Genomic DNA, 24015 nt, shown 5'->3' with positions numbered 1-24015 from the left:
CAAATGTTTAGTACTTTTTTGGAGCTGGCAATAGGAATTGAACCTACAACCTGCTGATTACAAGTCAGCTGCTCTACCGTTGAGCCATGCCAGCAAAAATATGGCGACCCAGAAGGGACTCGGACCCTCGACCTCCGCCGTGACAGGGCGGCACTCTAACCAACTGAGCTACTGGGCCATATATGGTGGGAACAACAGGGTTCGAACCTGTGACCCTCTGCTTGTAAGGCAGATGCTCTCCCAGCTGAGCTATGCTCCCATATATGTTTTATTGGTGACTCCTAGGGGAATTGAACCCCTGTTACCACCGTGAAAGGGTGGTGTCTTAACCGCTTGACCAAGGAGCCTTGTTATTTTTTAATGGAGCTGGCAATAGGAATTGAACCTACAACCTGCTGATTACAAGTCAGCTGCTCTACCGTTGAGCCATGCCAGCAAAAATATGGCGACCCAGAAGGGACTCGGACCCTCGACCTCCGCCGTGACAGGGCGGCACTCTAACCAACTGAGCTACTGGGCCATATATGGTGGGAACAACAGGGTTCGAACCTGTGACCCTCTGCTTGTAAGGCAGATGCTCTCCCAGCTGAGCTATGCTCCCATATATGTTTATTGGTGACTCCTAGGGGAATTGAACCCCTGTTACCACCGTGAAAGGGTGGTGTCTTAACCGCTTGACCAAGGAGCCATACTAAATTGTCACTTTATTTATCATGTGCTTCCGTCTCGCAACCCAACATAAACTATAATACATAATTTTTCTTCAAGTGTCAACATATTTTCTTGTTTTTATTTATTTATTTTTTTCATATATTCCACAAACCCATTAAACTCAGCGGTTTACCATATAAATAAAAAATAGTCCATGACGACGAATTTTTACCCTCTTACTAAGTAATTCTAAATATATACTATGATTTCTTATAACATAAAATAAAAATTAATATTAAATGGGGCAGTTTTAGGTTAAAATCATAGATAACACACTTTATATTACAAATATATTTTTTCTCGAAGGGAGAGATTTTCTTGAAACATTCTCTTATAATAGTTGGCGGAGGTGCCGCTGGTTTAACCTCTGCACTAATAGCAAAAGATTCTGGCGTAGATGTAGCAATAATCGAAGGAACCGATCGAATAGGTAAAAAAATATTAACAACTGGTAATGGAAGATGTAATATCAGTAATGCGAACATAAATAGCAATTGCTATCATAGTGAAAATCCACATTTCGCAGGTTACACACTAGATTCTTTTAACCTAGTGGATACCATAAATTTTTTTTCCTGTTTAGGTATACCACTAGTAACTTTAGAAGGTGGTAAAATGTTTCCTATGTCAATGCAAGCATCATCAGTCATTGATATACTACGCTTTGCAATAGAAGAAAAACATATTCCTATATATACAAACACAAAAGCTAAAGAGATTATTAAAAAGAACAATAGCTTTAAAATTTTTACCACAGACAATGTTACATATGAATGTGAAAAGTTAATTATTGCCACTGGCGGTAAATCTGCCCCTAAGACAGGGTCTGACGGTTCCGGCTACATACTAGCTAAACAATTAGGGCACAGTATCATATCGCCAATGCCAGCCCTTGTACAGCTTAAATTAAACTATAATAGATTAAAGGCTTTATCCGGAGTGAAATTCGACGGTTATGCAGAAATATTTGTAAATGGTGAATCTGTTCAAAAGGAATTTGGAGAAATACTTTTCACTGACTACGGTATTTCGGGACCTCCAATTCTTCAGCTTAGCAGGACTGTATCTTATGGTTTATCAGAAAATAACAAGGTTTCTTTAAAAATTGATATGTTGCCAACTATTTCTTCTGAAAATCTAAAGGTTTTTTTAGAAAATCATTGGTCAGTATTTGGAAGTCGTAGCCTTCTTGACTCATTTATTGGAATAATTCACAAAAAAATAATTCCAATAATTTTAAAACAAGCTAACATAGAAGATTTTCATAAACCTTGCTCTGACCTTAAATTAGAAGAAAAAAACGCTATATATTCACTGTTAAAGCAATGGCAATTTGAAGTTTCAGGAACCAATTCTTTTTCCAATGCTCAAGTCACTGCAGGAGGTATTAATACAAAAGAAATTAATCCACAAACTCTAGAATCAAATATTATTCCCAATCTATTCTTCGCAGGTGAAGTATTAGATGTAGATGGGGATTGTGGTGGTTTCAATCTTCAATGGGCATGGAGTTCTGGTGCCATTGCAGGTATTAATGCATCTAAATAGGGAATCATCCTATTCATAGTTAAGAGTTTTTTCTTAGATTATGCTATAACTAAAAGTATATTATAATAGATATTGACATTAAAATACAATAGGTATATAATAGCAACAAAGTAAAGACTATGAAGAGGATAAGTAAATAATTTACTGTTTTAACAGAGATAGAAACCCATCGGCTGAAAAGTTTCTAAGGCAAGTATTATGGAAAACCACCTCTGAGTTGAGTACTGAATTTTAGTAAGTATCTCCGCAAACCAGCGTTAAAGGTATCGAGTGATAGCGTTACACATTTTTTTGTGCATTGCTGCAATTTGGGTGGAATCGCGAGTATACTCGTCCCTTTTTTAGGGACGAGTTTTTTTGTTTTTATTACTTTTATATCACAAAGCATTGAAGAGGACGAGTAAATAATTTACTGTTTTAACAGAGATAGAAACCCATCGGCTGAAAGGTTTCTAAGGCAAGTATTATTGAAAACCGCCTCTGAGTTGAATACTGAACTTAAGTAAGTATCTCCGCAAACCAGCGTTAAAGGTATCGAGTGATAGTACTACACATTTTGTGAATTGCTATAATTTGGGTGGAATCGCGAGTATACTCGTCCCTTTTTTAGGGACGAGTTTTTTTGTTTTTAATAATTTATTTATATAAGAGGAGGAAATATTTATGTTAAATATTATATTAAAAAATGGAAATGTTATTCAAATTGAACAAGGTGCAAGGGTTTATGATGTTGCTATGAAAATTAGTCCAGCACTAGCTAAAAAAGCTTTGATTGCAAGAATCAATGGTAAAGCTACAGAACTTATGGCTGAAATAAATTGTGATTGCGCCCTAGAAATCTTAACATTTGAAGATGCGGAAGGAAAATTAGCATTAAGACATACTGCAGCTCACGTGCTTTCTCAAGCCGTAAAAAGGTTATATCCAAATGTTAAGCTTGCTATTGGTCCTGCAATTGACAATGGGTTTTACTATGATTTTGACTCAGAAGAAACATTTACTCCAGAAATTCTAGAAAAGATAGAAAATGAAATGGCGAAGATAGTAAAAGAAAATTTAAAGCTTGAAAGGTTTGTACTTTCAAGGGAAGACGCTATAAAGCTTATGATAGAAAAAGAAGAACCCTATAAAACTCAATTAATTGAAAATTTACCAGAGGGAGAAATTATATCCTTCTATAAGCAAGGCGAGTTTGTTGATCTTTGTGCAGGTTCACATGTTCCATCCACTTCATATATAAAGGCATTTAAGCTTTTATCTGTTGCAGGCGCTTACTTTAGAGGGGATGAAAATAATAAGATGCTTCAAAGGATATATGGGACAGTCTTTACTAAAAAAAGTGAATTAGAGGCTTATATTAATATGCTTGAAGAAGCAAAAAAGAGAGATCATAAAAAGCTAGGTAGAGAACTTAAATTATTTACATTTATGGAGGAAGGGCCAGGCTTTCCATTCTTTCTACCGAATGGTGTTGTTTTAAAGAATAATTTAATTGAATATTGGAGAGGTCTTCATAAAAAATTTGGATACGTAGAGATTGAAACTCCCATAATCTTAAACAGAAAACTTTGGGAAACTTCGGGACATTGGCAACACTATAAAGAAAATATGTACACAGTTAATATTGATAAAGAAGAGTTTGCAATTAAGCCAATGAATTGCCCGGGAGGTATGCTTGTTTATAAGTCAGAACCTCATTCATATAGAGATTTACCTATAAGAATAGGAGAACTTGGTAAAGTACACAGGCATGAGTTGTCTGGAGCTATACAGGGACTTATGAGAGCAAGAGCCTTCACTCAGGATGATGCTCATATATTCATGCTTCCGCAGCAAATAAAAGAAGAAATAAAAGGTGTAATCAGACTTATAGATGAAGTGTACTCAAGGTTTGGATTTAAATATAATATTGAACTTTCAACAAGACCAGAAAATTCTATGGGAAGCGATGAGGACTGGCAAATAGCAGAAAGCTCCCTTGCTTCCGCATTAAATGAGATGAATATACAATATAAGATAAACCAAGGTGATGGAGCGTTTTATGGCCCAAAAATTGATTTTCACTTAGAAGATAGCATTGGTAGAAGTTGGCAGTGTGGAACTATACAATTAGATTTTCAACTTCCTCAAAGATTTGATTTGAATTATATTGGCAGTGATGGTGAAAAGCATAGACCCATAGTAATACACAGAGTAATCTTTGGAAGTTTGGAGCGATTTATTGGAGTATTAATCGAGCATTTTGCAGGTAAGTTCCCAACTTGGATTGCACCTGTGCAAGTAAAAGTATTACCTATTTCAGAAAAATTCGCTGCTTATGCAAAAAATGTGGCAACCATCCTTAATGAAAATAACATCAGAGTGGAATTTGATGGTAGGGTAGAAAAGATTGGTTATAAAATTCGCGAAGCAAGAAATGAGAGAGTACCATATATTTTAGTTGTAGGAGAAAAAGAGCAGCAAGAAGGTAATATATCTATAAGAAGTAGGAAAGATGGAGATGAGGGAGTAGCTTCTTTAAGTGAGTTTATTTCAAGAATTAAATATGAAATAGACAATAAAATTCTAGAGGTTTAATAATAACTAACAAAATATAAAATTCGGGGAGGTTATTTTATGTATGCGGTAGAGTTATTTCTAAATGAGCAATCAGATTTATATGTAAGAAGTATTTGGGATGAGCTAAGTCATGATAATATAGATTCAAGTCTAAAAGACATTAAAGAACTATGTCCCCATATAGCATTGGCAGTATATGAGGATATAAACATAAAAGATTTTATTGAAGAATTTGTAATCTTTAAATCTAACTTTAAACCTATTGATACTTGTTTTAATATTCTTGGATCATTTCCTTTAACTGGTACTTGCTTCTTAAAGCCTACTGTAACTGAAGAATTATTAAATATCCATAGTAAATTTCATGAGCAATTTAAAGCTTTCAATGAAAAATCTAATCCCTATTATTTACCAGGATATTGGAACCCTCATTGTACACTAGCCATAGGACTAAGCACTAAAAAGCTTAAAAGTGTATATAATTTTTCATTGGATAGGTTTAAGCCTTTAATGGTTACCTTAGATGATGTCGGATTGGTTAAAATAGATTTTAAAGATGGTAAATGTGTAAGTAGTATTAGAATATATTAATAAATCTAAATATCCTTACATTATCAAGGTGGATTACCCCTATGGAAGAAATGTTTTTGATATAACTCACATATATTTTTTTATTAACTCAAAATAAATTTATTCCCTTAGGAAAAAATAATGACTTATAATTTTTTTATTTTTTCTTAGATTATGCTAACAAAAGTATATGTTGCGTAGAATGAATTGCAACAAGCCTTAGTAATTCTTAATTTATTTTATTTATAGATGCGTAAAGAAAATCACATGTTTGAGCGATAGCGAGTTTGTGATTTTTAGCAGCTATAAATAAAATAAATTTTAGAATTACTTGGCGAAGTGAAAGCATTCCTAGCAACATATACTTTTCGTTATAGCATAATCTAAGAAAAAACCCTCTAAATCCAAGTACTTTCTAATAGTGTGAGCTCAGTACCCTCTTCATTTATGATTTTATGTCTACATATTGTTTTACCTTCTTCTCTTATAACTTCTGTACTTACCTTTATGATTTCTCCATAGGTTGTTTCCTTTTCGTAAGTTACCTTAATATTCTTTAATTCACAATTTAATACTACGTCCTTAGGCACAGTTTCTAAAGCCCACGCAACATAATTAACATTGTTCACATGCATATTTGTATCAATATCACTATACCTCACTTGGAAACTTTTCTCGCTATCCACTGTATTTATTAATTTTATATCCTCAATTTCTATAGAGGCATTGTTGCTATCATCTATACCATAGGCCCCATACATATCTTCTGTAATTCTTATTGGCCGCCTTCTATCTGTATTTATTAAAATCCACACAGAACTGGCATATCCTATTGTATCCCCTTCTGCATTAATAATTTCGTGCTTTCTATAGGCATAAAATTTTCTAAAAGAATATGCAAAAGTTTTTACCTTAATAGTTTCGTTTAACAGTGGATATGACTCCATTGTTATATCCCATTTATATAAAACCCACGCCATATGATTCTCTTTAAGATGCTCTATACCCACACCTAAAATTTCACTTTGGTACATCGCCATATCACCAAGATAATCTATAATACTTGTAATTAAAGCTCTTTTATGAATATCTACTTCATAATAATGAATGTTATAATTTCTATCTGAAACCACTGGAATTCTGCTCATACTGTACCTCCCATTTTCTTAATTTCACGGAATAATCGTTGTTTTTATGTATTTCAAGTTTGTTTGTGTTAAAATAATGTCAAACTAATAAACATTTATTAGTTTAATCACATACCTCCTATTCTACTACAAAGTTAGGAAATTTTAAAACTAAAATGGTAACGAGATATGTTATTATAAATTTTTATTATCTATGTAATTTTTATAAAAAAAGTGATAAAATACTGTTGTCGGTATTCATTATGAAACTGAACTATATATAAGGATTATCCATTAATCGACTTATATCCTTATGGTATAAGAGCGGAGGTAAAACATGATTAATAATTCTATTCAAAAGAGAAGGATAAAAACAAATCAACTTACAACTATCGGTATGCTGTCAGCTATTTGCATCGTACTTGGATTAACTGGATATGGTTTTATTCCACTGCCTGGTGCAAAAGCTACTATTATGCATATCCCTGTTATTATAGGTTCCATAATAGGTGGACCTATAGTTGGAATGACTATTGGATTAATATTTGGAATTTTTAGCATTATGCAAAACATTATGGCTCCCAATATACTATCTTTTGCTTTTATAAATCCGTTAGTATCAGTATTACCACGAGTTCTTATTGGTCTTACTTCTTACTACGTTTATAACCTAAATTTTATTAAAAAAGATAGCCTAAAAATTGGTCTAGCTACTGTTATTGGTTCTTTAACTAACACCTTTGGTGTTCTTACTATGATATATATTTTATATGCAGCTAAATTTGCTGTTTCTAAAGGCATAGACCCCTCTATAGCTGCCAATACTATTTATGGTATAGGAATCATAAATGGTGTTCCAGAAGCTATAATAGCTACTATAATTACCATACCAGTCATACTATCAATTAAAAAGATAAAAAAATAAACAAACTAAGACACTTAGCATTTGCTAAGTGTCTTAGTTTGTTCTAAATATTGATTAAATATATATTTCTTTATTTTTGTTAGACAGTTAATTATTTTGACCAATACACTGGCCGGACTAGTGCCGTCGGTAATTTTGTATTCGAATCGCCCTTAGCCGTGTTAATCTGGGATTGTGTAATAAAGATACTATTCATTAAGTTAGTTCCACTAATATCAGTATCTCGCATATCAGCCCCAATGAGGTCTGCCCCACTCAAGTCCACTCCTCTAAGGTCTGCCGCAATAAGGCATGCGCCTCTCAAGTCTGCACCTCTAAGATTAGTTTTTCTAAGGTCTTTTCCAATAAAATCTAGTCCTCCAGCATTAGCATTCTTACGCCTTGAAGTAGTCTTCTGGCCACCACGGGCTTTAATTCGTACTAGTTCGCTGATATGTAGAAGTAACGCATTAACACTGGATCTGTGTGCTGTCACATCCAGTTCTATGAGGACATCTGCGCTAAGATGTGTAAGTCTTTCCGTCTCGTTAAGTATGGAACTCAGCTCATTTTGAATGGAACCGCTTGGTTGTAGTGTAAGTGCTTCTGTTAGATACCATAGCATTTCATGAAGTTGTCTCATAATCAAGAACACCTCAAACATTTGCTTCGCAGATTCTGGGACTTGTCGCCAATCGTGTCCACCGTAGGTAACTTGAGCGACCTTTTGCCCTGCACCGAAGCAGTCATAAGCAGTGCAACCTTTAAGCCCCTGCTTCCTTAGATTTTTGTGAGCAGAGCAACTGAAGTCTAATTGTAGATTTAGGCAAGGTTTACCTGCTTCTTTGTTGGTTGGGAATCCTTCCGAAGCAGAAAAGTACAATGCAACACAGCATAACCCGAAACATTTTCCACAGTCAACTCTCAAATTGTGAATACTCCTGTCGAGGAAACACACTGACGCTTTATGAGTTTCAGATAATTCTTTATCACTCTTATTTCCACTTGGATATATCATATTTACTCACCTCATATTCGAAAAATACAAATAATTTTTATATTTAAATTATACCATAGGCACCATATTATTCAACTTATAAAGAATTTTCATGTCAAAATAACCAGAAAATAATAATCATTTAAAACTTATGTATTTTTTCTTAGATTATGCTAGCAACATATACTTTTCGTTAAAGCATAATCTAAGAAAAAAAGACACTTAGCGTTTTGCTAAGTGTCTTAATTTTTTTATGCGTTTAATTTAGCCATTAATGCTTCTAAATCAAGACCATGAACCATTGCTGCTTCTTCTATTGTTTCAGCTTGTGCTGAAGGACATCCTACGCAACCCATTCCAAATCCCATTAGTACTTCAACTGATTCTGGTTTTTGTCTTACAACTTCACCTATTGTCATATCCTTAGTTATTATCATAGTATCTACCTCGCTTTTTTTTAATTTTAAACAATTATATCAGAGTTTAACTAGCAAATAAATAAAAATATTTATTTAACTTTAATTATCATTCTCATTTTATTATATATGCTTCTATTTTACAAGTACGCACTTTTTTAATCTTTAGTATATACTTGTATACCTTAAAACTATCTCCACAATACTTATAATTCCCTATAATATATAAGACATACCTATTGCAAAGATAATCTTTACAATAGGTATGTCTATGTTCTATATTTCAGTTAATACCATTGTTTGATCTCTTTTTGGTCCCACTGATACTATTGAAACTTTAACTCCTGTAAATTCTTCAATTCTCTTTATATATATTTTCGCATTTTCTGGAAGTTCATCATAACTTCTTGCATCCGCTATACTTTCGTCCCAACCCTCAAACTCTTCATATACTGGAACGCATTTAGCTAAATCCTCAAGACTTGCTGGGAAGTAATCTATAACGCTTCCTTCGAATTCATAACCTACACAAATTTTAATTTTTTCAAGTCCTGCTAAAGTATCTATTTTAGTTACAGCAAAGCTAGTAAGTCCTGAAATTCTTGCTGCAGTTTTTAGTATAACTAGGTCAAGCCATCCACATCTTCTTGCTCTACCTGTTGTTACACCAAATTCAAATCCTTTTTCACGAATCCATTCTCCCACTTCATTCTCAAGCTCTGTTGGAAATGGTCCTTTTCCTACTCTTGTAGTATAAGCTTTCGCTATTCCTACAGCATTTGTTATCATAGTAGGTCCTATTCCAGCTCCGACGCAAACTCCTCCTGCAATAGTGTTAGAAGAAGTTACAAAAGGATATGAACCATAATCTATATCAAGTAGAGTTCCTTGTGCTCCTTCAAATAAAACATTTTTACCTGATTTTATTGCATCAAAAACTTTTACTGATATATCTTTTACAAAAGGTCTCATTCTTTCTGCATACTCTAAGTATTGTGTGTATATTGTATCAAAATCTAGCGCTTTTCCACCCAAAACTTTTGTTATTATGTCATTCTTCATTGATAAACTAGTTTTAAGTTTTTCTTTGAAAACATCTTTTTTCATTAAGTCACAAACTCTAATTCCACTTCTTTCAAACTTGTCAGTGTAACAAGGGCCTATACCTTTTTTTGTAGTTCCTATATCATTTTTACCTCTAGCTATTTCATATAGATTATCTAGCTCTTTATGGTATGGCATTATAACCTGTGATCTATCACTAATCATTAATCTTTCTGGAGTTATGTTCTCGCCTAGCGCTTCTAAATAGTCCATTTCTATAAATAGGGCTTCTGGGTCTACAACCACGCCATTACCTATTACATTCAATTTATCTTTATATAATATCCCTGATGGTATTAAGTGAAGCTTATATTCTTTTTCTCCTACGACTACAGTGTGACCTGCATTATTTCCGCCTTGGAATCTGACAACTACGTCAGCTCCCTCAGCAAGATAATCCGTCATCTTACCTTTACCTTCGTCTCCCCATTGGGCCCCTAAAATAATAAATGCTGACATATAAATTCCTCGCTTTCTTTCATTTCGCAATAAAATTTCACAATTAATGTATTTAAGAAATTCTATTGTCTCATATGTTTACATACCCTTTAAATTATACACTTTTAATATTGATATAACCAATTATTTAGTTTAAATACTATTAGTCTTCCTTTTTAGATATGTCTCTAGCTACAACTACACCGGTTGTAGATGCTTGCATTAGTCCCCTAGTTATTCCTGCTCCATCACCTATGGTGTACAAATTGCTAATAGATGTTTCAAATTTATCATTTGTACTAATCTTACTTGAGTAAAACTTTACTTCTACTCCATAAAGTAGTGTATTTTTACTATATAAACCTGGTGCTATCTTATCAAAAGCCTTTAATGCTTCTACTATAGAAGTTAAGTGCCTTTGTGGCAATACAAAACTTAAATCTCCTGGTACTGCTGATTTTAAAGTAGGCACAGTAGTTGATTTAGCCAATCTGTCATAATCGGTTCTTCTTCCTTTTAGTAAATCTCCCAGTCTTTGAACCATTATGCCTCCACCAGTTAACATATTACCTAGCTGAGCTATATATTTCCCATAATCAATAGGTTGATCAAAAGGCTCAGTAAAAGTAGTAGATACAAGCATTGCAAAATTTGTATTAGTTGTTCTTAGCTTTTGGTCTGAATAGCTATGACCATTTACAACTGCAATCTTATTATCATCATAATATTCTGCCGACACTACTCCACCTGGGTTCATACAAAAGGTTCTAACCTTACTGTCAAATGTATCAGAATAATATACTAATTTTGCTTCATATAAATCCTTAGTTAAATGATCCATAACAGAATTAGGTACCTCTACTCGAAGTCCAATATCTACTGCATTATTAGTAACCATAATGTTATGTTTTTTGGCTTCATTTGAGATCCATTCCGCCCCACCTCTACCTGGTGCTGCTACAACATATTTTGCATCAACCTTAACCACACCGTCTTTATTCTTTAATAATATCCCAGTGGCTTTATTATCTTCTATTAATATTTCTTCCACTTCACTAAGTTCTATAAATTCTGTATTTGTATTATCCATTAAATGATGGTACATAGATTTCAAAACTTCATAGGCAAGTTCTGTTCCTAAATGCCTTACTGGACATTCAACAAGACGAATATTATGTTTACTTGCTTCGTATTTAATTTCATCAACCTTATCACTATTGAGTCCATATACCTTTTCATTTGCTCCAAATTTTATATAAATATCATCACAATATTTTATTAATTTTTTTGATTCATCTTCAGAATAATATTCAAGAAGTCTTCCACCCACCTCTGGGCTTAAAGAAAGCTTACCATCTGAAAATGCTCCAGCACCTGACCATCCAAATGTTATCCCACAAGGATTACATTTAACGCATTTGCCATTTTCTCTCGCCGGACATTTTCTTTTCTCTATGCTTCTTCCCTTATCAACTATAAGTACACTAAGTTCAGGTTTTTTATTTGTAATTTCTAGTGCCGTAAATATTCCCGCGGGCCCGGCTCCTACAATAACTACATCGTAATTTTTTTTCATTTCACATACCCCCTTGCATGTTTCTGTGGGCAGATAACAACTATTAATTGTTATCTCTACTGTATTAATTTCGGGCAAATAACAATTATAAGTGTTTCTTTACCCACTTAATAGTATCAGAGCCAGATGTCCTAGTCAATATAAAATGCGAATATTAATAATTTATTTTTAATAATAGTTCGTATATTTCAAGGCAAATCTATGTTACTCTTCCCATAAACCCTCTGTTAATTTTTCTATTTCTTTTTTTCTTCTCATAGTTTCTTCATTATCAATAGTTATACTTTCTGATATCTCTATAACCGTACCTTCCTGGACTTCTATTGGCAATTTTCTTTTATCTATATTAATTGTTTTTCCGCCCTGCAGCTCTACTACTGCATAGTCGCCCTCAAATCTATCTATTATTCCCTTCATTTTTATCACCTTTACCTAAACATTTCTTATTTATTTATAAAGCTCTTATAAATACTTATATTATCTAAGGACCATATTCTTTCTGAAAATTTACCTTGCTCTGTATCAGTTAATGCCTTATTCATATCATACATTCTTGCATCCATTATATCTAAATGATGTAACATCTCAGCTTCCGGTATCATAGGTTTTTTAGGACTTCCATATTCCGCTTCATAATGATGAGCTAGCACCATATGTTGTAATAACATAGATACCTCTTTGTCTGCTTTAACCTGGATACTTGCTGTTTCTATCATTTTAATTCCTTGAACTATATGTCCTATAAGTTGGCCTTCTATTGTATACTCAGATACAATCCCAAGCTCACTAGCATTCATTTCATATATTTTACCAATATCATGAAGTATTATACCTGCATATAGTAAATCCGTATTTAGAAAAGTATAAATCTCACTTAATTTTTCCCCTGCCTTAAGCATAGTGGTTGTATGATATAAAAGTCCCGCTCTTATAGCATGATGATTAGACTTAGCTGCCGGATAATGCATTATCTTTTCTTCATTATCACTTAAAATATTTGTAACTATATTTTGAATATCTGTATTTTTAATTTTAGATAGATAATTTAAAATATCATCATACATTTTTTCTGGTGGATATGGTGCCACTGCAACATAATCACCAATTTTAACTTCATCTCTATCCTCTGCCAGCCTTATCATTTCTATTTTTAACTGAAGTTTTCCCCTCCACTCATTTACAGTACCTTTTATTTTTACTAAAATATTTTGTTTGAATGTATTTTCTAATTCTTCATTACATTCCCATAACTTTGCATTTATATCCCCTGTAGCATCACCTAAATTAAAATCCAAATATTTATTTGTATTACTATTATTTGAAACTTTGCTATCTACAGATTTTATAACAAAAAAACCTTCAACTCGATCACCTTTTTTTATTTCACTTATCTTTTTAATTTCCATATTTATCTCCTTATATTGTATTGAACTTATTATATATAATACATTATGCTGATACAAGTGCTTAATATTTCTATATCTATTAAATAAATTACGCAACTTAAATGTACCCTTTAATTATACATCAATATTGTTTTTCATCCAATATTATTATACTTTCCTATAAATTAAAAAATCCTTCACTTAAGAAGGATTTTTTAATTTTCTTTTTATAATCCAAATTGAAGATAGTCTGCTTTTCATTGTAGCAATGTATTCTTTTTTAACATTATTTATAACTCTAAATATTACTTCACTTAATAGCATAGCAAATACCAAATCTAGTACCACATGTTGCTTAACAAATTGGGTAGATATAATTATAAGTATCCCTATTACATTAAAAATAAAACTTATAATTATATTGTTTTCAGTATTATTAATGCCTTTCATTAGAATATAAGTTGTTGTTACATGCATACTTGGAAAACAGTTAAATGGATTATCATATTTATATATCATAGTTACTAATTTAGATAATATATCTAAATCAGTAACTATTGGTCTAGGTACTGTAGTTTGAAAAACAGCATAGATAATGTAGCATACCGCGATGCCAATATTTAAACTAATGAGAGAAATATAATAGTTTTTACGATTTTTCATACATAAATATATTAAGCCTATAGCTATATAACCATACCACGTTATATAGGGCAGTATAAATATTTTAAGAAATGGTATTGTCGCATCTACATTTGTTACTAAACTATTTATATTTCCCTCTCCATTATTTAAGAGTTTGTAAAAAACAATACAAACCACAATAGATATCATAAAGCACAATGCAATTAAGTTTTCCTTAAACTTTTTCATAAAGTCTCCTTTCTACTTTAACCTTAGCCAACATCACAAAATGTTCTTAAACTTTTAACTCGAATTTAAATTTTAGTATAGATACATTTTCTGCAGTATAAGTATTAATATTCATGTTTTTTTAATTTCACATAAAAAAAGCTATTTATATATGAAATATTCATATATAAATAGCTTTTTTTCTATTCTAAAAATTTGGAGCTGAAAAAGGGGATCGAACCCTCGACCTACGCGTTACGAGTGCGTTACTCTACCAACTGAGCTATTTCAGCATATCTAAAGAGGATTTAAACCCCTTTAGTAGTTATACATATTTTTATTTAAATGTAACCCATTCATATCAGTAAATGAATTAGTAGCAATTGAAATTAGATCAACTAATATCCATATTCCAAAACCACCACAAGTTAAAATCATTAAAATTCCGGTACCGGTTTTCCCTACATAAAATCTATGCATACCAATTGCTCCAAGAAAAAAACACAGCAATAATGCAACTAACCAGTTTTTGTCACTAATAGTCCTTACTTCAGTCTTACTTTGTTGAATTAATAAATTGATACCACAGGTTTTACAAAAATTAGATCCATCATCATTTTGAGCTCCACAATTATGACAGAACATAAAATCACCCTTTTCACATTATTTTAATATCATATTGACATTTTATCATATGTTACAACATTTTACTATATGTATAACATTTATCTATTTACCAATAATTTTGAATTACCTATCGCCACCGATGCATTTCTAGCAATATATATCTTTTTTTATATCATAAAAAAAATAATATTAATTTTCCAAATGAACTTTTTTTCTTAGAGGATGCGAACAAAAGTATATGTTGCGTAAAATGCGTTTGAGCAAGCTCTAGTGACATATACTTTTAGTTATAGCATCCTCTAAGAAAAATTTTCAATTTACATAAGATTATTGCTTAATCTCTATGAATTACATCAAGCCTCGCAAATTTACTGAATTGACCTATCCATGCAAGTCTTACTGTACCTACAGGACCATTCCTTTGTTTTGCTATTATACACTCTGCTATATTTTTATCTTCCGTTTCAGCATCATAATACTCATCTCTATATAAGAACATAACAACGTCAGCATCCTGCTCAATAGATCCTGATTCTCTAAGGTCAGATAGCATAGGCCTATGGTCAGCTCTCTGCTCTGGGGCACGTGACAGCTGTGATAGTGCAATAACTGGACACTCCATCTCTTTTGCAAGTGCTTTAATAGATCTTGATATTTCTGATACTTCTTGTTGTCTACTTTCTGTATTGCTACCAGACATAAGTTGAAGATAATCTATAACTATCATGTCTATACCGTGCTCCATTTTTAGTTTTCTACATTTTGAACGCATATCCATAACAGATGTTCCAGCTGTATCATCAATAAATATTTTAGCCGCAGCTAGGGGACCGGAGGCTTTCGCTATGTTTTCCCAATCCCTATCTTCTAAACTACCATGTCTAAGCTTTGACATGTCAACATTCGCTTCTGAACAAAGTAATTTATATGAAAGCTGTTCCTTTGACATTTCCAGTGAAAATATGGCTACGCTTTTTCCTCCCCTAAGGGCTGCATACTCAGCTAAGTTTAGTGCAAAGGTAGTTTTACCCATAGAAGGTCTCGCAGCAATAAGAATCATATCTCCCTTTTGAAATCCAGCGGTTTTCTCATCGAGTTCTGGGAACCCACTAGATATTCCTGTTGTTTCCCCTTTATTGTTAAAGATTCTTTCTATTTCTAAAAAGCCTCTCTCAAGCACCGTATTCATTGGTTCAAAATCACTTGAATTTTTTCTCTCTGCTATATTAAAGACTTTTTGTTCTGCAAGGTCCATTACTGCTTCCACATCATCTTGTTTGTTATAACAATTTTCCATGATTTCCGTAGAAGCTCTAATAAGTTTCCTTAAAATAGATTTGTCATCTACTATTTTTATGTAAGAACTTAAATTAGCGGTAGAGGGTATTGAGTTACTTATCTCTGTAATATAAGTAATTCCCCCTGAAGATTCTAACTTTTCAGAAGAACGTAAATGCTCAAGTAATGTAATCATATCAATAGGTGTATCCTTTTGATATAAATCAAAAATAGCGTTGAATATAACCTTATGAGAATCTCTGTAAAAATCATCACCATTTAAAATCTCCACTACCCTTGATATGGCGGTTTTATCTATAAGCATTGATCCAATTACTGATTGTTCTGCTTCTAAGTTATAAGGCAAACTTCTAAGAGGTGTATCCATTTTTCATCTCTCCTAAAGTAATGTTTATGCCCTGCTAAAATTTCACTATGGAAGATGGTAAGCATCTTCCATAGTGCTTATTTAACAGGGCCATTAATTATAGTTAATTGTATTTTTATGCGAAGACTATTTTCATTAGTTCCTCAATAGTTGATACAGCCTTTGTTTCAATATCCACAAGATCAATAGGTACTTCTTTTTCATTATCACTGGGAATCATAACTAACTTAATCCCTTTTCTTCTTGCACCATAAATTTTTTCAAATATACCACCTACTGGTTTTATAATACCACGAAGGGATATCTCCCCAGTTACAGCAATATCCTGCCTTAAAGGTTTATCTAAAAGTGAACTAATTATACATACAGTTATAGCGGCTCCGGCCGATGGTCCATCTATTTTACCTCCGCCTACTATATTTACATGTATGTCATAATCCTTAATATCTTTATTGGTGGTCTTTCTTATTACTGACGCAGCATTAAACACTGAGTCCTTAGCCATACTTCCCGCAGTATCATTAAACCTTACTTGACCTTTACCTTTTTCTTTAGCTTCAAATACAGATGTTTCTATTTCTATAGTTGACCCTATGTACCCTGATACTCCAAGTCCATATATATGGCCAACTTCAAATTTAACCTCAGTATCTAATTCCTCATAAGGTGTTAATCTACTTATAGATATAACATCTAAAAGATCCTTAAGCTCAATTTTAATTTTAGAAGTCTTTACCGATTCTCTATTATGCAATACATATCCATAAGCATCGGCTAAAATATTTACAGCTTTTCTTCCCTCAATAGTGTATCTACTAATAGTCTCTGCAACCCCATCTGCAACTTCAACTTTTAATTTATGGGCAGCATTTACTACTATAGTTTCAATATCTTTCGCAGTTAATGGTTCAAAATAAACTTCAGTACATCTGGACCTTAGCGCCGGGTTTATTTCTGATGGTTCGCGGGTTGTAGCTCCTATTAAAACAAAATCTGCTGGAGCACCTTTATCAAATAAATATTTTATATATTTAGGTGTGTTTTCATCTTCAGGATCATAATAAGATGATGAAAACTCAACTCTTTTATCTTCTAACACTTTAAGAAGTTTGTTTTGAAGTATATTATCAAGTTCTCCTATTTCATCGATAAATAATATTCCTCCATGAGCCTCCGTAACAAGACCTGTTTTGGGTTCTGGAATGCCAACTTCAGCTAGATCTCTTTTACTTCCCTGATATATTGGGTCGTGAACAGATCCGAGTAGAGGATTTGTTATTTCTCGTGGATCCCATCTTAGTGTTGTTCCATCGACCTCTATAAATTTAGCCTCTTTATCATAAATAGTGTAACTTAGCTTTTTAGCTTCTTCAAGAGCAAGCCTTGCTGCAGTGGTCTTACCCACTCCAGGAGGTCCATAAAGGATAATATGTTGAGGATATGGTGATGCCATTTTAGATAGCAGTGATTTTATAGCTCTTTCTTGACCAACTATCTCACTAAAACTATCCGGTCTTAACATAGCTTGTATATTTTTCGTGAGTTTTCTGCTATCAAGTAATTCTAAATCTGCGTATTTTTTAAGGGTTTTAGCATTTTCAGGACCTTTTTGTTTTTTAATTATGCTAAGTCTTACCTCATCAATATATTTGTCCTGTTTTTCCATTAGATTTTTCTCTACTTCAGCTTCAATCTTATTTTGCACATATCTTTTAGCTATTTCTTCAGTAAGAAAGTCATTAGTGTTGTCTAACACCTCGTGAATATTTTTCTGGTTGGGTACTATATCTATGCCCTTACCATTGCTGATAATTTTATTTAATGCATACAATCTTTTATATATATCTTCGCTTTTTATATACTTTTGGAGTTTGAATTTTATAGTTTTAGCCTTTATACTACTCTCATCTATTACGTTTCTCATTATTTCATATAAAACGTCAATTTGTGTATCTAGTGGTAAGGTATCTTTTACAATGGGTTCTCCCATCTTATTAACAAGTAATGTCTTCAAGCTCAATCCGCTTTAAATAGATAACACTATCAATTTATTTACTAAAGCGTTTCCTCCCTTCTTTTATATAATTATTCCTCACAAACAAGAACTTTTATCTTAGTAGATATTTCTGGGTATACTTTAACCTCTACTTCATAAGTTCCTAATAATTTTATTGTATCTGTTACTATTTTCTTTTTATCAACATCTAAATTATATTGTTTATTTAATGCTGTTGCTATATCTTTATTTGTAATTGCTCCAAAAAGTTTTCCGTTTTCTCCTGCTTTACCAATTATTTTTACAACTTTATCTTTAAGTTCATTAGCTGTTTTCTGTGCTTCCTCTATTTCAGCAGTTTTCTTTTTTCTTTCAGTTTCATTCTTTTTATTTAACATGTGCATATTTGAGTCAGAAGCTTCCTCCGCCAATTTCCTAGGAAATAAAAAATTCCTTGCATATCCATCTGCGGCGTTTATCACATCTCCCTTTTTACCTACACTTTTAATATCTTTTAATAATATAATTTTCATTATTTTTCACCCTCCCTTAAGTATTCATCTATAGCTTCTTTTAATTTCACTACTACTTCTTCAAGTTTAAGCGAAGTAAATTTTGTACCAGCCATGGTCATGTGTCCGCCCCCGCCTAATGTCTCAAGTATTAACTGTACATTTATTTTTCCAAGAGACCTTCCGCTAACAAATACTTCATCTCCTATTTTAATAATAACAAATGATGCCTCAATGCCAGTAATATTTAGAAGCTCATCCGCTGCTTGAGCAGCCAGGACTGTATCTTCTATTGCCTGAGAACAAACAGCTATGGCAATTTCATTCTCAACTTTTGCTGATCTTATAATATCAGCTCTTTTTAAATAAACATTTAAATCATCAGAAAACATTTTTTTAACGTCCATAGTATCTGCACCATGGCGCCTTAAAAACGCAGCGGCCTCAAATGTCCTAACTCCTGTTTTAAAATAGAAATTTTTTGTATCTATACATATTCCCGCCAAAAGACACACTGCTTCTATGTGTTTAAGCTTTGGCTTATCTACCATGTATTGAATCATCTCAGTAACTAGTTCAGCAGTAGATGATGCATAAGTTTCCATATAGCTAAGCACTGCCCCTTGTATGAAATCTTGAGATTTTCTATGATGATCAATTATAACTACTTTTTCTACTTCTTTAACTATTTCCAAATTCAGCACATAACTTTCATTGTGAACATCTACTATTATGAGCAAATTATTAGATTTTTTAACACTTTTATATTTTTCAACTGTTATAAAGGTGTTTTTATATTCCTCATCCACCATTAATATATCCATCATACTTTTTATACCGGTACTTATTCCTTCGAGAATAATATAGCATTCCTTATTTGTGCTTTTAATAATACTATATAGACCAATTGCCGCGCCTAAACAATCAGCATCAGGGTTTTTGTGTCCCATAATGAAAATTGCATCACTCTCATTTACTAAATCCATTAATGCGTGAGCAATAACTCTTGCACGAACCTTAGTTCTTTTCTCAACTTCTTTTGTTTTTCCTCCAAAGAAGGATAATTTATCACCTTTTTTTACTACTGCCTGATCACCACCACGACCTAAGGCAAGTTCCTTGGCAGAAGCCGCAAATTCATAGTTTTTTAGGGGTGTATCTTCTCCCCTTCCTACGCCTACACTTAAAGTAACTGCTAGTTTGTTACCATTACTTATTTCGCGAACACTGTCTAGTATATCAAATTTCTTTTCTATTTCTTTTTCAATATACTTATCTTGAACTATAATAACATATTTATTAGATGTATATTTTTTTACCACAGCATTTACACTCTGTCCATAGCTATTTATTGTTCGCTCAATATCAGCTACAAGTAGTGGTGCCTTATCTTCTTCTGTAGTTTTAATAACATCATCAAGATTATCAACCTCTACTAGCATAACACTTTCTCTATTACCGTTAATACCTTTTATCAAATTATTTTTTTCCGTTATATCATAAAAATATAAAAGCATAATCTTATCTTTAACATTTTTATTTTCATTTGTATCTACAGTATTAGTGTAAATTTCATAAAAATTATCTTTTATTTTAATATTTGGAAATATGTTTTTCTTACCCTCTAAAACTTGTTTTAAAGGCAGTTCCTTAATTATATCTCTAATATTTTTATTAAAAAGATCTTCCCCTTCAAGCATTGTGATTACACTTTGATTGTACCACAAAATGTTTCCCATATACCCTATAATTATTAGAGGAAATGGAAGCTTTACTAAAGTACTGGTAGTTGCTATATCCAGTTTGGATGAAAAATTTTCAATAAATTTTTTCCACTCACTTTTTTTTATCTTTGTGTTGTAAATATTGTATACTACTAGTATGGCGTATAATCCTAGTGTAAGTATCCCTACTTCAAAATGTCCATAATAAAATATTATACATATAAATAGAGCCATGGTCACCATATATATTTTATTATTAACATTGAAGTAGTTATATTTATTATCCATAATTCGCCCCCAATTATTTTCTTTTAATTCTATATGGATCAAGCCTTCTAAAATCAAAAGCCATTTCCATGAGTCCTATTGAAAAGTAAATATTACCCAGAGACGAAAGTGTTGTTAACCCTATAATTATTACTACTACAAGCTTCGATAAATTTCTTTTAACTCTTAGAAAATATATACTTGCAGCCAGGCCATTAATAATAAATACATACTGCACCACAAGCTGAGAAGCATTTAGTATATAATCCCCACCTGTTATCTTTTTTGATGAAAGTATTATACCTATACATACTATGCCTATAAGCACCGCTCCTACTATATTAGACACATAAACTCTGCTAAAAGGTAATACTTCCTGCATTTTATAGTTTAGCTTGTTTAATATTGCTCTAGACACTATATAATTCAAATAAGCAGATATAAATGAGAAAATAAAAATAAATGCCGGTATTACTACCAAAATCATCATAACATCCATTTTTTTTATCATTTCAAAATTTTCATCTAAAAGCTTTAACTGTTTAGGAGTTATTCCTGCTTGTAGATAAATTGTCTTTAATTGCTCCAAGGAAACCTTCATCGATTGTTTCATAAACTCTAATTTATTTGTAATAAAATTCATAAACCCTACTTTTTCTATAAACAACAAAGAAAAAGCTACGGTCAATACATTAGATATTGCAGAAGCAATACCTAAAAATACTAATGTTACAGATGATTTTTTGTTTTTCTTAATGCAATAACCAAGTGCAATACCAACAATACCACAAGTTATGGCTGAACGTACTGCTATTATTGGATTATAGACTAAGGATGCCAAAATTATACTTAAAAATATAGCAGTGAATGTTATTTTGCTGTTATGCCTTATATAAAGTATTGCTACAGGAATTGGTAATATTACTGTTCCTATAAATGCTACAAATGGCAAGTATCCGATTATAATCATTATTAGTGAAATTATAACAGATATAAGTGAAGCCTCTACCATTGCCTTTGTACTATAATCGCTATTCTTCATTTTTTCCTCCATCATTTATCTTCCTTTTATGTGTATATATAGCCTACTTAGATCTTTTCCATCTTTTTCTATGTTATCTCCTTCAACTATTCCCACCTTTAGTTTCTTTTTCATACTTTCATCTACAGCTACATTGGAATATCCTAGCCTTTCACCTAATATATATAAAAGTATTATTGCCCCTGAAATACAATCTAGTATGGCATCCTGAGCAACATTGCTTCCTTTACTTAGTAATTTGAAGAAATCACCTATTATACATAGTAGCTCAGCCTTCAAACTTTCAATTAGCTTAACATTAGACATTATATTGAAATCATCTTTTTTCATAGTATATCATCTCCTCCTGTAGGCTTATGCTTATAACTCTATTTTAGTTATTTTTCTCAAATTATGCAACTAAAGTTTATTTTTATATAAGAATATGTAATCTGCAACAGGTACTCTAATATTTAATAGTTTTCAGTGTTTACATTTTATAGGTTGTAACTACAAGTATACTACAAATCACACTCAAGCATATATATTTTACAATTTATATTTCCATTATTCACTTAAATCTTTGTTTTTATTTAAAAAAATAAAAGCAGCTACCGTAAGGCGCTGCTTTCAGTCATTTACTATTTATTAGTAAAAGTTTACTATTCAGTAGTAAATGGTAGTAATGCTATATTTCTTGCTCTTTTTATAGATACAGTAAGCATTCTTTGATGTTTTGCACAGTTTCCAGAAATTCTTCTAGGAAGAATCTTTCCTCTTTCTGTAACATATTTTCGCAATTTGTTTATATCTTTATAATCAATTGCAGTTGCTTTATCCATACAGAAAGCACAAACTTTTCTTTTCATTCTCTTTCTGTTTCCACCAGCAGCACTTCCGCCACTGCTTCTTTTACGCTCGTTCATAGCCATTATTTTTTTCCTCCTTACCTAATATTAGAATGGGATGTCTCCATCATCAATTGGTGTTATATCGCTAGCACTGCCAAAATCGTTAGATTTAGCATTTGATTCGCCATTATAGCCACCTTGATTAGTATTCGTTTCTGATGCTTTATTGCCTCCCCATTCGAGGAAATCAACTTCATCAGCAATCACTTCAGTAACATATCTTCTAGTACCGTCTTTAGCTTCATAATTTCTAGTTTGAATGTTTCCAGAAATGCTTATAAGTTTACCTTTACTCATATAGTTAGCAGTAGCTTCCGCTGTCTTGCCAAATACAACTACCGGTACAAAATCTGCTTCTGGTTGACCTTCTCGCTTAAATCTTCTATTAACGGCTACAGTAAAAGTGGCTACAGCTGTTCCTGTTCCTTGAGCAAATTTAAGCTCAGGATCTTTTGTTAATCTACCAACTAAAACAACTTTATTCATAAAAGCACCACCTATTTTTCTGGATTTATTATGATATGTCTTATAACACTGTCAGTAATTCTAAATACTCTATCTAATTCTTTCGGTAATTCAGGATTTGAATTGAAATTGATTAATGTATAGTGGCCTTCACCAACTTTTTGTATCTCGTAAGCTAACTTTCTCTTACCCCATGCATCAATATTTTCAATCACTCCACCATTATTTTCTATTACACCTTTAAATTTTTCAACGTTAGCTTTAACAGCTTCTTCGTCTAATGATGGATGTAATATGAATATAGTTTCATACTTTCTCATTAATTTCACCTCCTCCCCTCGGACTAACGGCTGCGCATTGCACAGCAGGGATTACAAGAATAAATTATATCACTTAATTATACAAATATCAAGTAATTATTTTTTTTCATTTACATTTTCTTTATCTATTAGATTTTCTTTTATAATTTTCTTTACTCCAGAATCAAATTTAATTCTTGGAAGCATCACTAGCCTCCCACAACCTAAACATTTTATTTTTATATCTGCACCTAACCTTACAATTTCCCAATTTTTGCTGCCACAAGGGTGTGTTTTTTTCATTTCAACAATATCCCCTAAATTAAATACCTTCACTATG

General features: G+C 32.2%; 23 protein-coding genes, 9 tRNA genes and 2 other annotated features. Of the genes, 4 read left to right on the top strand and 28 right to left on the bottom strand.

The features are described from left to right. Positions 1–19 precede the first annotated feature (19 nt). The 8 genes from ACREV6_RS00745 to ACREV6_RS00710 all read right to left on the bottom strand — a co-directional run bounded on the left by ACREV6_RS00745 (position 20) and on the right by ACREV6_RS00710 (position 688). Positions 20–94, bottom strand: a tRNA-Thr gene (locus ACREV6_RS00745). Between the two features lie 7 nt (positions 95–101). Then, positions 102–178, bottom strand: a tRNA-Asp gene (locus tag ACREV6_RS00740). 5 nt (positions 179–183) lie between these two features. Next, positions 184–259 (bottom strand) — tRNA-Val (locus tag ACREV6_RS00735). Positions 260–272: 13 nt separating this feature from the next. Continuing rightward, a tRNA-Glu gene (locus tag ACREV6_RS00730) sits at positions 273–347 on the bottom strand. Between the two features lie 14 nt (positions 348–361). After that, a tRNA-Thr gene (locus ACREV6_RS00725) sits at positions 362–436 on the bottom strand. A 7-nt stretch (positions 437–443) separates the two neighbouring features. Continuing rightward, a tRNA-Asp gene (locus ACREV6_RS00720) sits at positions 444–520 on the bottom strand. Between the two features lie 5 nt (positions 521–525). Further along, positions 526–601: transfer RNA gene (locus tag ACREV6_RS00715), tRNA-Val, on the bottom strand. 12 nt (positions 602–613) lie between these two features. After that, positions 614–688 (bottom strand) — tRNA-Glu (locus tag ACREV6_RS00710). 341 nt (positions 689–1029) lie between these two features. Between ACREV6_RS00710 and ACREV6_RS00705 the strand changes: the two genes are divergently transcribed. The 3 genes from ACREV6_RS00705 to ACREV6_RS00695 all read left to right on the top strand — a co-directional run bounded on the left by ACREV6_RS00705 (position 1030) and on the right by ACREV6_RS00695 (position 5409). Further along, positions 1030–2259 (top strand): BaiN/RdsA family NAD(P)/FAD-dependent oxidoreductase, encoded by a 1230-nt coding sequence (locus ACREV6_RS00705; protein ID WP_431576123.1) that lies wholly within the window; start codon positions 1030–1032, stop codon positions 2257–2259. Positions 2260–2369: 110 nt separating this feature from the next. Next, positions 2370–2600: a binding site (T-box leader), on the top strand. 37 nt (positions 2601–2637) lie between these two features. Further along, positions 2638–2865 (top strand) — a binding site (T-box leader). A gap of 57 nt (positions 2866–2922) precedes the next feature. Next, positions 2923–4836: a threonine--tRNA ligase gene (thrS, locus tag ACREV6_RS00700; protein ID WP_431576122.1), complete on the top strand. Its 1914-nt coding sequence runs from the start codon at positions 2923–2925 to the stop codon at positions 4834–4836. Between the two features lie 39 nt (positions 4837–4875). Beyond that, positions 4876–5409: a 2'-5' RNA ligase family protein gene (locus ACREV6_RS00695; protein ID WP_431576121.1), complete on the top strand. Its 534-nt coding sequence runs from the start codon at positions 4876–4878 to the stop codon at positions 5407–5409. A gap of 377 nt (positions 5410–5786) precedes the next feature. Here the strand turns inward: ACREV6_RS00695 and ACREV6_RS00690 are convergent, their stop codons facing one another. After that, entirely contained in the window at positions 5787–6536 is a 750-nt protein-coding gene (locus ACREV6_RS00690; RefSeq protein ID WP_431576120.1) for an acyl-[acyl-carrier-protein] thioesterase, read from the bottom strand. A gap of 316 nt (positions 6537–6852) precedes the next feature. On the opposite strand from ACREV6_RS00690, the gene ACREV6_RS00685 reads away from it, so the two are divergent. Next, positions 6853–7440, top strand: a complete 588-nt coding sequence (locus ACREV6_RS00685) for an ECF transporter S component (protein WP_431576119.1) — start codon at positions 6853–6855, stop codon at positions 7438–7440. A 91-nt stretch (positions 7441–7531) separates the two neighbouring features. On the opposite strand, the gene ACREV6_RS00680 is transcribed toward ACREV6_RS00685, so the two are convergent. From ACREV6_RS00680 to ACREV6_RS00590, 19 genes are all read right to left on the bottom strand, one after another. Then, a complete protein-coding gene (locus tag ACREV6_RS00680; protein ID WP_431576118.1) occupies positions 7532–8437 on the bottom strand; it encodes a pentapeptide repeat-containing protein in 906 nt (301 codons plus the stop codon). Positions 8438–8667: 230 nt separating this feature from the next. After that, positions 8668–8850, bottom strand: coding sequence for a DUF1858 domain-containing protein (locus ACREV6_RS00675; RefSeq protein WP_124998866.1), 183 nt, complete (start codon positions 8848–8850; stop codon positions 8668–8670). A 258-nt stretch (positions 8851–9108) separates the two neighbouring features. Continuing rightward, entirely contained in the window at positions 9109–10395 is a 1287-nt protein-coding gene (locus tag ACREV6_RS00670) for an adenylosuccinate synthase (protein ID WP_431576117.1), read from the bottom strand. Positions 10396–10537: 142 nt separating this feature from the next. After that, a complete protein-coding gene (locus tag ACREV6_RS00665; protein ID WP_431576116.1) occupies positions 10538–11950 on the bottom strand; it encodes an NAD(P)/FAD-dependent oxidoreductase in 1413 nt (470 codons plus the stop codon). Between the two features lie 204 nt (positions 11951–12154). After that, positions 12155–12367 carry a DUF3006 domain-containing protein gene (locus ACREV6_RS00660; RefSeq protein ID WP_431576115.1) on the bottom strand — a complete coding sequence of 71 codons (213 nt, stop codon included), beginning with the start codon at positions 12365–12367 and terminating at the stop codon, positions 12155–12157. Between the two features lie 26 nt (positions 12368–12393). Next, positions 12394–13356: a 3'-5' exoribonuclease YhaM family protein gene (locus ACREV6_RS00655; RefSeq protein WP_431576114.1), complete on the bottom strand. Its 963-nt coding sequence runs from the start codon at positions 13354–13356 to the stop codon at positions 12394–12396. Between the two features lie 180 nt (positions 13357–13536). Then, positions 13537–14208, bottom strand: a complete 672-nt coding sequence (locus tag ACREV6_RS00650; protein WP_431576113.1) for a phosphatase PAP2 family protein — start codon at positions 14206–14208, stop codon at positions 13537–13539. A 196-nt stretch (positions 14209–14404) separates the two neighbouring features. Continuing rightward, a tRNA-Thr gene (locus ACREV6_RS00645) sits at positions 14405–14480 on the bottom strand. Between the two features lie 25 nt (positions 14481–14505). Then, positions 14506–14832, bottom strand: a complete 327-nt coding sequence (locus tag ACREV6_RS00640) for a TM2 domain-containing protein (RefSeq protein ID WP_431576112.1) — start codon at positions 14830–14832, stop codon at positions 14506–14508. 316 nt (positions 14833–15148) lie between these two features. Next, positions 15149–16480 (bottom strand): replicative DNA helicase, encoded by a 1332-nt coding sequence (locus ACREV6_RS00635; RefSeq protein WP_431576111.1) that lies wholly within the window; start codon positions 16478–16480, stop codon positions 15149–15151. Between the two features lie 115 nt (positions 16481–16595). Then, positions 16596–18470, bottom strand: a complete 1875-nt coding sequence (lonC, locus tag ACREV6_RS00630; RefSeq protein WP_431576125.1) for a Lon family ATP-dependent protease — start codon at positions 18468–18470, stop codon at positions 16596–16598. 95 nt (positions 18471–18565) lie between these two features. Further along, complete coding sequence (gene rplI / locus ACREV6_RS00625; protein ID WP_431576110.1) at positions 18566–19009, bottom strand: 50S ribosomal protein L9; 444 nt, start codon at positions 19007–19009, stop codon at positions 18566–18568. Beyond that, entirely contained in the window at positions 19009–21000 is a 1992-nt protein-coding gene (locus tag ACREV6_RS00620; protein WP_431576109.1) for a DHH family phosphoesterase, read from the bottom strand. Before ACREV6_RS00620 ends, rplI begins: the two co-directional genes overlap by 1 nt. A gap of 13 nt (positions 21001–21013) precedes the next feature. Then, positions 21014–22021: a DUF2232 domain-containing protein gene (locus ACREV6_RS00615; protein ID WP_431576108.1), complete on the bottom strand. Its 1008-nt coding sequence runs from the start codon at positions 22019–22021 to the stop codon at positions 21014–21016. A 15-nt stretch (positions 22022–22036) separates the two neighbouring features. Further along, positions 22037–22351: a MazG-like family protein gene (locus tag ACREV6_RS00610; RefSeq protein ID WP_164957296.1), complete on the bottom strand. Its 315-nt coding sequence runs from the start codon at positions 22349–22351 to the stop codon at positions 22037–22039. 311 nt (positions 22352–22662) lie between these two features. Further along, the gene (gene rpsR / locus ACREV6_RS00605) at positions 22663–22926 is read right to left on the bottom strand and encodes a 30S ribosomal protein S18 (RefSeq protein WP_372481131.1); all 264 of its coding nucleotides are present in this window, start codon (positions 22924–22926) and stop codon (positions 22663–22665) included. Between the two features lie 30 nt (positions 22927–22956). Beyond that, positions 22957–23397, bottom strand: coding sequence for a single-stranded DNA-binding protein (locus ACREV6_RS00600; protein ID WP_431576107.1), 441 nt, complete (start codon positions 23395–23397; stop codon positions 22957–22959). 11 nt (positions 23398–23408) lie between these two features. After that, positions 23409–23696 (bottom strand): 30S ribosomal protein S6, encoded by a 288-nt coding sequence (rpsF, locus tag ACREV6_RS00595; RefSeq protein ID WP_124998809.1) that lies wholly within the window; start codon positions 23694–23696, stop codon positions 23409–23411. A gap of 96 nt (positions 23697–23792) precedes the next feature. Further along, on the bottom strand, positions 23793–24014 hold the full coding sequence (locus ACREV6_RS00590; protein WP_431576124.1) for a DUF951 domain-containing protein: 222 nt from the start codon (positions 24012–24014) through the stop codon (positions 23793–23795). Between the last annotated feature and the right edge of the window lies 1 nt (position 24015).

This window comes from Clostridium sp. (assembly GCF_050717515.1).
Taxonomy (GTDB): domain Bacteria; phylum Bacillota; class Clostridia; order Clostridiales; family Clostridiaceae; genus Clostridium_AD.
The sequence above is the reverse complement of the archived record's forward strand: the minus strand, read 5'-3'. Positions and strand labels throughout refer to the sequence as shown.

Excerpts from the sequence above, each read along its gene's own strand:
- rpsR (WP_372481131.1), bottom strand. The coding sequence starts at position 22,926 with ATGAACGAGCGTAAAAGAAGCAGTGGCGGAAGTGCTGCTGGTGGAAAC.
- thrS (WP_431576122.1), top strand. The coding sequence starts at position 2,923 with ATGTTAAATATTATATTAAAAAATGGAAATGTTATTCAAATTGAACAA.
- ACREV6_RS00685 (WP_431576119.1), top strand. The coding sequence starts at position 6,853 with ATGATTAATAATTCTATTCAAAAGAGAAGGATAAAAACAAATCAACTT.
- ACREV6_RS00600 (WP_431576107.1), bottom strand. The coding sequence starts at position 23,397 with ATGAATAAAGTTGTTTTAGTTGGTAGATTAACAAAAGATCCTGAGCTT.
- ACREV6_RS00680 (WP_431576118.1), bottom strand. The coding sequence starts at position 8,437 with ATGATATATCCAAGTGGAAATAAGAGTGATAAAGAATTATCTGAAACT.
- ACREV6_RS00635 (WP_431576111.1), bottom strand. The coding sequence starts at position 16,480 with ATGGATACACCTCTTAGAAGTTTGCCTTATAACTTAGAAGCAGAACAA.
- ACREV6_RS00640 (WP_431576112.1), bottom strand. The coding sequence starts at position 14,832 with ATGTTCTGTCATAATTGTGGAGCTCAAAATGATGATGGATCTAATTTT.
- ACREV6_RS00660 (WP_431576115.1), bottom strand. The coding sequence starts at position 12,367 with ATGAAGGGAATAATAGATAGATTTGAGGGCGACTATGCAGTAGTAGAG.
- ACREV6_RS00690 (WP_431576120.1), bottom strand. The coding sequence starts at position 6,536 with ATGAGCAGAATTCCAGTGGTTTCAGATAGAAATTATAACATTCATTAT.
- rpsF (WP_124998809.1), bottom strand. The coding sequence starts at position 23,696 with ATGAGAAAGTATGAAACTATATTCATATTACATCCATCATTAGACGAA.
- ACREV6_RS00670 (WP_431576117.1), bottom strand. The coding sequence starts at position 10,395 with ATGTCAGCATTTATTATTTTAGGGGCCCAATGGGGAGACGAAGGTAAA.
- ACREV6_RS00610 (WP_164957296.1), bottom strand. The coding sequence starts at position 22,351 with ATGAAAAAAGATGATTTCAATATAATGTCTAATGTTAAGCTAATTGAA.
- rplI (WP_431576110.1), bottom strand. The coding sequence starts at position 19,009 with ATGAAAATTATATTATTAAAAGATATTAAAAGTGTAGGTAAAAAGGGA.
- ACREV6_RS00665 (WP_431576116.1), bottom strand. The coding sequence starts at position 11,950 with ATGAAAAAAAATTACGATGTAGTTATTGTAGGAGCCGGGCCCGCGGGA.
- lonC (WP_431576125.1), bottom strand. The coding sequence starts at position 18,470 with ATGGGAGAACCCATTGTAAAAGATACCTTACCACTAGATACACAAATT.
- ACREV6_RS00650 (WP_431576113.1), bottom strand. The coding sequence starts at position 14,208 with ATGAAAAAGTTTAAGGAAAACTTAATTGCATTGTGCTTTATGATATCT.
- ACREV6_RS00620 (WP_431576109.1), bottom strand. The coding sequence starts at position 21,000 with ATGGATAATAAATATAACTACTTCAATGTTAATAATAAAATATATATG.
- ACREV6_RS00655 (WP_431576114.1), bottom strand. The coding sequence starts at position 13,356 with ATGGAAATTAAAAAGATAAGTGAAATAAAAAAAGGTGATCGAGTTGAA.
- ACREV6_RS00695 (WP_431576121.1), top strand. The coding sequence starts at position 4,876 with ATGTATGCGGTAGAGTTATTTCTAAATGAGCAATCAGATTTATATGTA.
- ACREV6_RS00615 (WP_431576108.1), bottom strand. The coding sequence starts at position 22,021 with ATGAAGAATAGCGATTATAGTACAAAGGCAATGGTAGAGGCTTCACTT.